The sequence below is a fragment of the Enterococcus ratti genome (assembly GCF_001886195.1).
In the GTDB taxonomy this organism is placed as follows: domain Bacteria; phylum Bacillota; class Bacilli; order Lactobacillales; family Enterococcaceae; genus Enterococcus_B; species Enterococcus_B ratti.
Genome location: NZ_JXLB01000036.1, coordinates 1 through 9,938 on the forward strand (window position 1 = coordinate 1; position 9,938 = coordinate 9,938).

Sequence of the window (9,938 nt, forward strand, 5' to 3'; positions counted from 1 at the left end):
TTGGTATACAAGGGTTCTAGCTTTTTTGTTTTGATAAAAATATTAAAGGTCTGTGCTTTTGTCTGTATCTTTATATTTATTCTTGATTAATTCTCTTTTGTATTCATAAAATCCTGCTAATCTTTGCTGTTTGAAATAGTTATACATACACAAGATTATAGAAATAAAGGTGCAAGTGAATAGAATAACTACAAGAAAATCACTAATCTCTTTACTAATATCAGGAATTTCAAAATTATCTAATTCTTTTAAAGAAATTTGGTTTTCTTTTTCGTAAAGTTCCATTACTTTTGGGAAAAGTAGAGTAATTATACTGGTTTTTATCGAATAATTGGTTGATATTCCAACGAGAAGTACACTAGCAAGCGAAATTATCAACGCCCAAATATTTGAAATTTGAAATTTTTTATCGTTTTTATATTCCTCAATGTAACAATCAACTTCCTCGATATACTTAGTATTTTTTTTAGCAAATTTATAATAATGATTTTTAATAAAGTTTGTGTCAGGCATAATTTGTACTCCTTATAAAAATTAAATTCCTACAAAGTTAGCAAACTTATTCGCTGTTTTTTCTGCTTCTTCGGGCATTACATGAGAATAAATTTCTAAGGTAATTTTTATATCCTTATGCCCTAGTCGTTCGCTGACCTCTTTGACAGGTACGCCAGCTTGTAATAATAGACTAGCGTGTGTATGTCTAAAATGATGAGGTGTGATCTGTGGCAAATCATATTTTTTTATTAGATACTTTAACCAGTCATTCACAACTTGCGGATAATATAATTCATTGCGTTCGTTAGTAAAAATATATTGTTTATCGCTCGAAGTGTTGAAACCAAGTGCTAAATAGTCTGTACGTTGCATTGTACGCCATTTAGATAATGTTTTGAGTGTTTCATCATCTAAACTGATTGTACGTTTACTAGTGGCTGTCTTAGGCGTCTGAATGAGTATCTGATTATTTTCATCGAGTGCTAGAGTTTTACCAATCATCACGCTTTTATTTGAAAAATCAATATCTTTCCACTGCAACGAAAGCAATTCGGATTTTCTAGCCCCACTGAAAGCTAGTAAGCGAAAAAAAGTCATTTGCTTATAATTTCCGAATTGCTTTAAGCATTCAAAAAAATGAATGAGTTGTTCTTTCGTGTAGTACTGTAACTTTTTTTCTTCTTGTTGCGCTCTTGGTAAAATTGTTTTTGCCATTGGGTTGCTATTCATCAATTCCATCGCTTCACCATATCGCATAATTTGAGCTGTTACTTTCCTAAAATATGGATACTGTTTGTAGCCTTGTTTAAACCACTTGTTAACGAGGGTTTGGCAGTAAACAACGGTAATATCATGCAATAGATAATTGCCTAAATAAGGCAAGACATGTTTTTCTACAAAACGTCTATTTAAAGCGATCGTAGAAGGTTTTACATTTAAGCGATGTTGAGCTAACCACATCTCATATAAGTCTTTAAATGTCTTTACTGATTCATCTCTCTCAACGCCGTTTTCCTCAACGTCTTTTAACAGGTTCGCTAGCGCTATTTGTGCTTGTTTCTTCGTTTTAAAGCCTTGTCGCTTACGATAAACATTTTTCCCTTTGCTATTCTTTCCTACGTAAACATTAAACATATAGGCGGTTGTACCGTCTTTTTTTGTATACTTTTTAATCTGTGTCATGTTTTTCTCCTATCTACCACCATGCCAATAGTGTAGATATGTATGAGGAGTGTTAGCCTCAATGATTAATTTGTTTATTATTTAATTGGTTTAATAGTTAGTTCTTTATCACCGAAAGGTGTTTCGAGAAATATTTTTAAAGGTTTATTTTTGCGATTTGCGCAATTTTGTAAATCTTCATTCACTATATTTTGTTCAATTAATTCAAAGCATGTGTTTTTTATTTGAGTTTGAAAAATTATAGACACATTTTCGTAAACGTCAGCTATGAAACTTTTTCCATTATAGTTATCCTCTAAAATAATTTCTATATCAAATCCTTCAGGCGCATTGCTTTCATCGATAGGTGAAATTTTATAGATATTTATACACATGGAATATTTAATTTGTTTCATTTTTTTATTTACGAAGATTTCAATGATATAACGAGCTTCTCCAAAGATGTCCAAATACTCATTTATTAGAAAATTAGCTCGCTCTTCGGTATTTCCTGAAGAGAGTATTTTCTCTTTCTCGCTGTCTACATTCTTTATAACTCTTTTTCTGTATTCTGGAATATCAAAATTATATTTTAGAATAAATGGAGCATAATCAAAGAATTCACTTGGAGTAATTCCAAAATAATTACATAACTTATCGAGTGTTTTATATTGAACTCCGTCTCCTGTGTTGTTGACTAATGATGACAAAGTTGAACGAGCTATTCCAGTTTCTTCTGAAACTTTGGCTGCCGTTAACTCTCTCTCTGCTATTAATACAGCTAATTTATTTCTAAGCATTATCTTGTCTCCTTTTTTTGATAATTGTAGCATACTCACATCAATAATATCAATAAGCACTAATTTTATTGTTGACAATCAAAAAAAACAGTTATAACATATAGCTACAAAATGTTTCGTTTTGGCTTCATTTTGTAGCTATATCGATTATTTGGGGGTAGGGATATGAAAATAAAAGCAAATGCAAAAATCAGAGAAAGAATTGAAAAAAATCGTATTTTATATTGGGAGGTAGCGGATAAAGTCGGTATTGCGCAAAGTAATTTATCTGTATGGTTACGAACAGAAATGCGTGATGATCGCAAAGCACGAGTAGAAAAAGCGATTGATGAGTTGTTAGCTGAACGGAAAGCGTAGCAACACCGGAAATATCGGGGCTGTTAAAAGTGGTCGTTTAGGTCGACCATAAAGAGTAGTTTTAACTACGGTTGTTAATTATCCCCATAAGTGGGGATGATTATTTCCCAAGAAATCGGGAAGAAAGGAGGTGTAGAGATGACTGTAGCCGAACCGCAAAAATTGCAACTAGAAGTAAGCCACACGCTGGCAAAAGAGCAATTGAATGGTATTTATCAGGGTATCTATCAAACGATGTTACAAGCGATTGAGGACGCTCGTAGAGATAGCGAGCTGGATCGTGACTTGATGATGAGTAAAGCGGAATGTCAGAGGTTTCTCAATGTTTCCAGTGATTATTTCGAGGAATTGCTAGCGATGGGATTGCCACAAGGCAGGACATTATCATCTCGTAAGGTTGTTTATAGTAAACGTCAAATACGAGCTTGGTTACTAGAAAATGATTTATAAAACCACCATGCCAGAGTGTAGCAGTAATCAGGCAAGCACATAGTTTTGGAAAACAAATAGTAGTGAGATGACATCTCACAGTTTTAAGGAGGTATAAACTAATGGAAGGATTAGTATTAGCACAAGAAGAATTGTTTCAGGGTATCAGTTGCGACCTTTGGGTGGATAACAAAGGGAATCCTTACATGACCATTCAACAACTTGCTAATGCGTTGGAATATAAAAGTAAATCGGGTATAGAAAATATCATCTCAAGAAATCCATATTTGAGAAGTAAAGAATTTTCAGGTACCCACAGATTGGCGGTACCTAAATCAAAAGGAGGAACGCAAGAAACAATCGTATTTACTCGTGATGGCATTATGGAAATTAGCTTTCTGTCACCTAAACCAAAAGCTCGTGAATTTAGGGCGTGGGCAAGAAAAGTCCTTAACGGATTTATAGATGGTCAACTTGTATGGAAAGAACGGCGAAAAATTAGCAAAGAGAGTCATAGAGATTTAAACACTATAATTGCTAAGCATTTCCCTGCGGAAAAAGTACAAATTAGATGCATTAATTTTTCTCAATTGTTATGCGAGTTGGTAACAGGCTACAAATCAGTAGGAAGCTATAAGAAAAGCTTAGGTGTATCTGATGGTCGAGCGTTAGCTGAGTTATTAGATGAGCAACAACTAAAGAAATACAATGATTATTTAAATCGAATAGCTGTTTTTCTGGATTCTGGATTTACCTTTAAGGATATAGCAACGATTTTAAAAGGTGATTCAATTAATATTAAGATTGAAACCAAAAAGAAGGAGATAGCGAGATGAAGTTGTACTTATTAACGAGTAATACGCATATGGATAGTGTGGAGGAGTTTCCTAATTTTGAAATTATCGGAGTATTTGATTCACTTGAAAAGGCGCAGGAAGTAAAGCAAAGTTACGCTTTGGAGTTAACATCAAGTATTTTAGATATTCCAATCAGTGAAAAAGACTATCTACTTAAACAAGACGAATACAAAGCTACAGCAGATATACTTTTTATTGATGAAGTAGAGTTAAATCATGAATACCGGAATAAAAAACTGGAGTATGAATTGATTGGATAGGAGAAAACAAACATGTACGAGAGAAAAGAAAAAGCCTTTACTCGATTAGTCTTGGCGGACAGAGTAAAAGGCAAGAAAAGTAGGGAACATCCCTATAAACTTTTCTCTAGTATAGCACATTGACAATAGAATAAAAGCATGCAGTTTATATTTTTGGGAAAGTGCTTGACTTATCGGAACTCAAATATTAATATGTATTTGTGGAACGCAAAAAGTAGGTGATGAGATGAGTCCACGCATTGGCAGACCTAAAAAAGAAAATCCTTTGAATGTTGATGTAAAAGTCCGTATTGATAAAGAAACGGACGAAAAAATAAAAGCTTATGCTGAAAAGCACGAGCTTACTCGAACTGAAGTCATCAGAAAAGGAATCAAACTTATTTTAGAGTCTGATAAATAAAAAGTACTCTCTAGCTGTTCGAACTTTGGACGGCAAGAACAACTAGAGAGCAGTGTACCGTATAAACGGCATGCAAATATAATATCACTGTATGCCTTTATACGTCAATGGCATGGCTTGTTTGCTGTGCGTGAAAGTATAAGGGTATTTTTCTATACCCTTATTCAAACAAACGAATAAGGGCTTTTTTGCGCCCTCAAAACTGGAGGAAATGCAAATGAAAAAATTAAATGAAATTGCTTATGAAGTGGTAGATTTACAAGCTCCCATGAAAGTGATTGTCAATTATTTAGATTGTATCAAGTTCCAAACTACTAAAGCTAAAAATAGTGAAGATGTAGCGTTAATCTTTCATAGTTTGGTGAATAATCGTGGTTTAGATAATGTAATAGGGACTCTAGAAATGCTAAGTGATCGAGCGGAAGAATTATCTGAACTTATCTTAGACTATTCTGATGTGGAGGGAACAGCCGATGAACAAGCGTAGAAATCTATTTTTGTTCGCTTTTCTTATTGGATCATTTACAAAATGGTTGCCGTTTTTTTTGTGGCTAGTATGTGTTGTTCCTGTAGGTGTTTGTTTATATATAGGCTATGACTTTTATGTGGCGGAGTATGAGAACGGAGGCGCTCGATAATGAATGTAAAACAAATGCTTTAAGCGATAATTCTTTTGATTTAGTTGAAATTGCCGAATCAATGGAGGTAACAGAATGAATTTAGTCAAAGTAAAAAATAATCAAGTTGTAACAACTAGTTTGCATATTGCTGAAGTATTTGGAAAACAACATAAGGGTAAGGAATACATCGAAAACAAGCTTGAGGAATTAGGATATACAAGAAAAGAGGTAGCAGAATGATAGAAGAAACAAAATATTTGAAATTGGTTGAAAATATCTCTTTTAATGATGAAAGAGTGGATAAACTAGATAGTTTAAGCAAGAAACGTGTTTACACTAATATATGGCTAAAATTGCAAATCATAAGTATTTTATATTACGAAGGCGGATCAATACCGCTACATTGGCTTGAATTGTCAGAAAAGATACGCCAACCAATCAATGACATAAAAAAGACGGTAAGGTTGTTAGAAGAATTAGGAATGGCAGAAGTTCTAGTATCCAATAGAAAATACTATGCTTTTGACCCAGAGATAGCAGACACGCAAGAATTTCTAAGTATGCCATCTCAAGCACAAAGTTTATATTTTCAATTAGGTATTCATGCTGACGAGAATGGCTATAATCATAAACCCAAAGCTGTTGCTAGAATGGCAAACATTTCAGAAGAGTATTTACAAACGTTAGAGCAAAATAATTTTATTGTTTCAATAAGTGATGGCATCAAGATGAATGATAGAGGTGAGCGAAATGGCAAATAGACGAATGTTTTCCAATGATATCGCTGACACTGATAAATTTCTTGAAATGCCACCGACATCTCAAAGTTTGTATTTCCATCTAGGGTTGAAAGCAGATGATGATGGATTCGTAGCAAGTCCTAAGAAAATAGCTCGTGCTTGTTCATCGAGCGAAGAAGATTTAAAAATATTAGAAGATGAAAAATTCATTATCACGTTTCCTAGTGGAGTTATTGTAATAACTGACTGGCAATTAAACAATTATATACGTCAAGATAGATATAAACCAACTATATATGTTGAAGAAAAGAAGCATTTAATAACAACTGAGACAAAAGCATACCAATATCAAGAAAATGTTGGTATGTCATCTGGTATACCAATGGTCAACCAAATGGCAACCCAGTATAGCATAGAGCAGGATAGCAAAGAGCAGAATAGCATAGGGCAGGAGAGGTTAGGTCAGCATAGGCTAGCAAAGCATAGCAAAGAGCAGGTTAGCCTAGTGTCTGCTGATTGCACCACCAGCAACGAACCAACGTTTGACGATTGCTGTGGTCTTTACTGCGAAAAACATCCGCTAGGAAACATTGACCGTAGCACACTAAAAAGGCTGTACGACGAACATGGGGGCGCTAAGCTACATGAGGCAATACTCAAAACAATCAGCAATGGCGAAGTACAATCGCCGTTAGCCTATATCACAGGCATTCTAAACGATTGGAAAGCGAAAGGCTTAGAAACGCTTGAGGACATCAGGAACGAAGAAGAGGAACGTCAAGAAGAGATGTCTGATTGGGAATTTGGAGATGATATGCCGTTTTAAGAGCGTGGGGCTAGCGGTAGACGTTGATTTATCCTAGCCCAGCTTATTTTATCCTTGGCATTGAATAAAGCTTTGCTAAGCGCCTTACAGGCGGTCAGGGCAAGCCCTAACGACCCTTTGAGATGTTTTGGAGGTTGATTTTACATTTTTACCTCGTTTTGAGATGTGTACATTTATCTAAAATTAATTTTAAGGTTTCTAAAATCGCTATGAAGATGTTTTAAAATATTTTGAGTATATTTATATACCTAGATGTTCGAAATGCCTTAAAACGTAATTTAGAGGGTTTAAAATTAAATCGGGTAAATTTGAGTGAATCATCTCTAGATTGGAAAGCAATGCTAATGGCAAAAAATAGCTAGCTATAAAATGCTAATGGCAATGCTATTTGTACTGGAGAAATTACTGGGAAATCTACTGGAGAATTTACAACAAACAGGAAAGTGAACATCAAGAGAGGTTGATATAGCGCTGTTGATAGCGGGTTTTAACGGTGATTTGAACAGCAAATGAACATCAACTGCACATCAAATAAACAGCAAATAGTTTACAAGAAAGTAGCGCAGTAGTTTACAAGAGAGTTTACAACGAAGTAGCTCATACAGTGCTGTTCGGACTGTTAACCGTAGTGTTGTTCAGTGTGGTGGTCAATATGAACGACACTGTATTAAGGGCTGTTATTAGTGCATTAATTCCACCAATAACGGGGTTAATGCTTACATTAATTCTGGTAGTCATTTGGTAGACCGTTGGTTGCCATTTGGTATACCAAGTGACATACCAACTCTTAATAATTTCTTAATAAAATAAGAGTGTTAGCATATATACCGATTTATGTTTTGTTGGGGTTAAAATAACAAATAGAAAGGCTCGGGAAGTTGAATGAGTAGATATTCAGGAGTAGAAGTTTTTCATGGGAAAGATTTAGATGAATGTGTAGACAGAGCAATAGAAACGTGCCCGCTTGAATATGTAGTTTATGATATGGATATTTCGTTTATAAATAATGAGTATGTTGTTATAGCGAAAATCAAGAAAGATGATGAATGACAAGAAAAGGGGGTAACGATTCGTTCTGTCCGTTCAAACTAGGAAAATGCGAATATGTCATTTATAGGTTTATCACAAAAAAGTGAAAAAGCTCAAAGCGGAAGACAGCGAACAGTTTAACGGGTTTTTCCTTTTTATCGGAAAAACTCACTGTTGGATAAAAATGTCCATGGCGATACTGCATTCGGCGAGAATTTAAGAGCCACCTTACAATTTGTAATATAGCTTTCGGTAAGAATTTAACCAAAAACGCCAAAAGCCAAAATGGTTAAATAGAAATGCAATTTTGTTTTATATTAAGCCAAGTCGAAATTTTCGACCTAGCTGAAAGATAGAAAAGAGATGAAATATTAGTTGGGTGGGACACCTAACGAAGGCAATACTCTAAAAAAGAAATTTTATTCCGTCATTAAAAAGGGAAAAGAGAAAATCACTCACCACACTTTTGTGGGCGTTGCTTTCTATACTTAACAGATGAAAGCTACCCTGCTCTATAAGAAGAAAACGAGGTTACTATATGTAACTCTTTTTTGAAATCAATAATCAAGTCGAAAATTTCGTCTTTGTTGACGTTTTGCTAAATGCCAGTGGGGGTAGTTCGCCACAAGTGGCGAAAGGCGTTTTTATTTATCGAAATATAAGGAGTGATGATCGAATGGAACAATTAAATATATTAGAGAGTGATGTTCTTGATCTTATCCCGATTGGGCAAGAAAGAAAAATTTCAATCAAAGAAATCGGGCAATTGTTAAATGTAGATGAGCGAATCATCTATGAAGCTGTGAATAGCTTACGTAAAAAAGGCGTGCCAGTGTGTGCAAAGCGGAATGGAGATAATCGAGGTTATTTCATCGCTACAACGGAAAAAGAGCGTATAGAAGGTTTGTCAGCCTATAAAGCACAAGTAAAGGATATGACAAAGCTAATCGATCAAATTGAGGGAGCAGATTTGGAACATTGGCAAGAGAATATAGAGAGGGTAAAATGATCCATCAGAAAGAAGAGGCAAGAAGAATCAATTACATGTTACACGCTCTATTCACTGGTGATTATCGTTTAAATCGTTCTAAGGGAGTTTTCTATATTCATATACCTAAAAAGAAAGGTGCGCCATATGGGAACAAGAATGCAATAGGAAATAGAGGTGGTGGCGCTCCTTTAGGTAATTTAAATGCTGAAAAGACAGGGCTATATACTGATTTGATGTATCGGTGGCAAATGGCAGAAATAGAGAAACGATTGATCGAAGCTGATTGCTGGAGCAAAGAAGCAGTAACCTATTATGCAAAAAAAGTAAAAGATGGAGAGATGAGAGTAAATATCTCAAAACAAACTTAATGAAAAATGTAGTATGATAAAGTTATTAGTTTGTTTTGGTTGCAACTATTGCAACCTTTTAAAGGTAACGTTGTGAACATCTGTTACCAAAAAATACTACAAAAACTACAATCTAATGAATAATGAAAGCGAGATGTTCTAATATGAAAACAGGTACAGTGAAATGGTTTGATAATAAAAAAGGCTATGGCTTTATTGCTGGAGAAGATGGAAAAGACATCTTTGTTCATTATATTGCGATCTTAACTGAGGGTTTTAAAACCCTAGAAGAAGGTCAACCTGTACAATATGACGTAGTGGAAGGTAAACGAGGGTTACAAGCTTCAAATGTAACAGCACTTAAATAGATGATTATGCAGGCGTACAACGTACGTCTGTTTTTTTTGTTTGAAATATCATTGAACAAATCGGTGGCGTGAAAAATCACGAGTCCTATTTTTCGTCAGATGTGTCGAATCAAAACAAAAGTAAACGCCTAAGAATACTCTCAGACGTTTACATTAGCAATATAGACCGCATTGAAAAAAATTCTATGGATATTATAGCATATGAGCTTTGTTATCTGTATAATGATTGCTGTAGAAAAGTGAAAAGATGGTGGCTAA

The 9,938-nt window shown here is 34.7% G+C and carries 17 protein-coding genes; 14 read left to right on the plus strand and 3 right to left on the minus strand.

Annotation, left to right across the window (positions count from 1 at the left end):
- Positions 1–42: 42 nt before the first annotated feature.
- From RV14_RS11240 to RV14_RS11250, 3 genes are all read right to left on the minus strand, one after another.
- Complete coding sequence (locus tag RV14_RS11240; RefSeq protein WP_071856335.1) at positions 43–513, minus strand: hypothetical protein; 471 nt, start codon at positions 511–513, stop codon at positions 43–45.
- Between the two features lie 21 nt (positions 514–534).
- Positions 535–1,677: a site-specific integrase gene (locus RV14_RS11245; protein ID WP_071856336.1), complete on the minus strand. Its 1,143-nt coding sequence runs from the start codon at positions 1,675–1,677 to the stop codon at positions 535–537.
- Between the two features lie 77 nt (positions 1,678–1,754).
- Positions 1,755–2,456: a helix-turn-helix domain-containing protein gene (locus RV14_RS11250; protein ID WP_071856337.1), complete on the minus strand. Its 702-nt coding sequence runs from the start codon at positions 2,454–2,456 to the stop codon at positions 1,755–1,757.
- Positions 2,457–2,621: 165 nt separating this feature from the next.
- On the opposite strand from RV14_RS11250, the gene RV14_RS11255 reads away from it, so the two are divergent.
- The 14 genes from RV14_RS11255 to RV14_RS11305 all read left to right on the plus strand — a co-directional run bounded on the left by RV14_RS11255 (position 2,622) and on the right by RV14_RS11305 (position 9,680).
- The gene (locus RV14_RS11255; protein ID WP_245785509.1) at positions 2,622–2,813 is read left to right on the plus strand and encodes a hypothetical protein; all 192 of its coding nucleotides are present in this window, start codon (positions 2,622–2,624) and stop codon (positions 2,811–2,813) included.
- 138 nt (positions 2,814–2,951) lie between these two features.
- On the plus strand, positions 2,952–3,263 hold the full coding sequence (locus RV14_RS11260; protein ID WP_071856338.1) for a hypothetical protein: 312 nt from the start codon (positions 2,952–2,954) through the stop codon (positions 3,261–3,263).
- Positions 3,264–3,364: 101 nt separating this feature from the next.
- On the plus strand, positions 3,365–4,078 hold the full coding sequence (locus RV14_RS11265) for a BRO family protein (protein WP_071856339.1): 714 nt from the start codon (positions 3,365–3,367) through the stop codon (positions 4,076–4,078).
- Positions 4,075–4,359 (plus strand): DUF7336 domain-containing protein, encoded by a 285-nt coding sequence (locus tag RV14_RS11270; protein WP_071856340.1) that lies wholly within the window; start codon positions 4,075–4,077, stop codon positions 4,357–4,359. Before RV14_RS11265 ends, RV14_RS11270 begins: the two co-directional genes overlap by 4 nt.
- A 226-nt stretch (positions 4,360–4,585) precedes the next feature.
- The gene (locus RV14_RS11275) at positions 4,586–4,759 is read left to right on the plus strand and encodes a CopG family transcriptional regulator (RefSeq protein WP_071856341.1); all 174 of its coding nucleotides are present in this window, start codon (positions 4,586–4,588) and stop codon (positions 4,757–4,759) included.
- Between the two features lie 217 nt (positions 4,760–4,976).
- Complete coding sequence (locus RV14_RS11280) at positions 4,977–5,246, plus strand: hypothetical protein (RefSeq protein WP_071856342.1); 270 nt, start codon at positions 4,977–4,979, stop codon at positions 5,244–5,246.
- Positions 5,233–5,397: a hypothetical protein gene (locus RV14_RS12315; RefSeq protein ID WP_167359862.1), complete on the plus strand. Its 165-nt coding sequence runs from the start codon at positions 5,233–5,235 to the stop codon at positions 5,395–5,397. The genes RV14_RS11280 and RV14_RS12315 overlap by 14 nt, the downstream gene beginning before the upstream one ends.
- 75 nt (positions 5,398–5,472) lie before the next feature.
- Positions 5,473–5,619 (plus strand): hypothetical protein, encoded by a 147-nt coding sequence (locus tag RV14_RS12415; protein WP_174544653.1) that lies wholly within the window; start codon positions 5,473–5,475, stop codon positions 5,617–5,619.
- Entirely contained in the window at positions 5,616–6,140 is a 525-nt protein-coding gene (locus RV14_RS11285; RefSeq protein WP_071856343.1) for a phage replisome organizer N-terminal domain-containing protein, read from the plus strand. Before RV14_RS12415 ends, RV14_RS11285 begins: the two co-directional genes overlap by 4 nt.
- Entirely contained in the window at positions 6,130–6,945 is an 816-nt protein-coding gene (locus tag RV14_RS11290; protein ID WP_071856344.1) for a DnaD domain protein, read from the plus strand. The genes RV14_RS11285 and RV14_RS11290 overlap by 11 nt, the downstream gene beginning before the upstream one ends.
- An 882-nt stretch (positions 6,946–7,827) precedes the next feature.
- Positions 7,828–7,995 (plus strand): hypothetical protein, encoded by a 168-nt coding sequence (locus RV14_RS12320; protein ID WP_016631733.1) that lies wholly within the window; start codon positions 7,828–7,830, stop codon positions 7,993–7,995.
- A 655-nt stretch (positions 7,996–8,650) separates the two neighbouring features.
- Entirely contained in the window at positions 8,651–8,983 is a 333-nt protein-coding gene (locus tag RV14_RS11295) for an HTH domain-containing protein (protein ID WP_071856345.1), read from the plus strand.
- Complete coding sequence (locus RV14_RS11300; RefSeq protein ID WP_071856346.1) at positions 8,980–9,333, plus strand: hypothetical protein; 354 nt, start codon at positions 8,980–8,982, stop codon at positions 9,331–9,333. The genes RV14_RS11295 and RV14_RS11300 overlap by 4 nt, the downstream gene beginning before the upstream one ends.
- A gap of 143 nt (positions 9,334–9,476) precedes the next feature.
- Positions 9,477–9,680 (plus strand): cold-shock protein, encoded by a 204-nt coding sequence (locus tag RV14_RS11305; protein ID WP_071856347.1) that lies wholly within the window; start codon positions 9,477–9,479, stop codon positions 9,678–9,680.
- Positions 9,681–9,938: the final 258 nt, after the last annotated feature.

Bases quoted from the DNA above. Each gene is read 5' to 3' on its own strand.
- RV14_RS11275 (WP_071856341.1), top strand. From the start codon at position 4,586: ATGAGTCCACGCATTGGCAGACCTAAAAAAGAAAATCCTTTGAATGTT.
- RV14_RS11285 (WP_071856343.1), top strand. From the start codon at position 5,616: ATGATAGAAGAAACAAAATATTTGAAATTGGTTGAAAATATCTCTTTT.
- RV14_RS11255 (WP_245785509.1), top strand. From the start codon at position 2,622: ATGAAAATAAAAGCAAATGCAAAAATCAGAGAAAGAATTGAAAAAAAT.
- RV14_RS11305 (WP_071856347.1), top strand. From the start codon at position 9,477: ATGAAAACAGGTACAGTGAAATGGTTTGATAATAAAAAAGGCTATGGC.
- RV14_RS11300 (WP_071856346.1), top strand. From the start codon at position 8,980: ATGATCCATCAGAAAGAAGAGGCAAGAAGAATCAATTACATGTTACAC.
- RV14_RS11240 (WP_071856335.1), bottom strand. From the start codon at position 513: ATGCCTGACACAAACTTTATTAAAAATCATTATTATAAATTTGCTAAA.
- RV14_RS12315 (WP_167359862.1), top strand. From the start codon at position 5,233: ATGAACAAGCGTAGAAATCTATTTTTGTTCGCTTTTCTTATTGGATCA.
- RV14_RS11250 (WP_071856337.1), bottom strand. From the start codon at position 2,456: ATGCTTAGAAATAAATTAGCTGTATTAATAGCAGAGAGAGAGTTAACG.
- RV14_RS11265 (WP_071856339.1), top strand. From the start codon at position 3,365: ATGGAAGGATTAGTATTAGCACAAGAAGAATTGTTTCAGGGTATCAGT.
- RV14_RS11295 (WP_071856345.1), top strand. From the start codon at position 8,651: ATGGAACAATTAAATATATTAGAGAGTGATGTTCTTGATCTTATCCCG.
- RV14_RS11270 (WP_071856340.1), top strand. From the start codon at position 4,075: ATGAAGTTGTACTTATTAACGAGTAATACGCATATGGATAGTGTGGAG.
- RV14_RS11245 (WP_071856336.1), bottom strand. From the start codon at position 1,677: ATGACACAGATTAAAAAGTATACAAAAAAAGACGGTACAACCGCCTAT.
- RV14_RS12320 (WP_016631733.1), top strand. From the start codon at position 7,828: ATGAGTAGATATTCAGGAGTAGAAGTTTTTCATGGGAAAGATTTAGAT.
- RV14_RS11290 (WP_071856344.1), top strand. From the start codon at position 6,130: ATGGCAAATAGACGAATGTTTTCCAATGATATCGCTGACACTGATAAA.
- RV14_RS11280 (WP_071856342.1), top strand. From the start codon at position 4,977: ATGAAAAAATTAAATGAAATTGCTTATGAAGTGGTAGATTTACAAGCT.
- RV14_RS12415 (WP_174544653.1), top strand. From the start codon at position 5,473: ATGAATTTAGTCAAAGTAAAAAATAATCAAGTTGTAACAACTAGTTTG.
- RV14_RS11260 (WP_071856338.1), top strand. From the start codon at position 2,952: ATGACTGTAGCCGAACCGCAAAAATTGCAACTAGAAGTAAGCCACACG.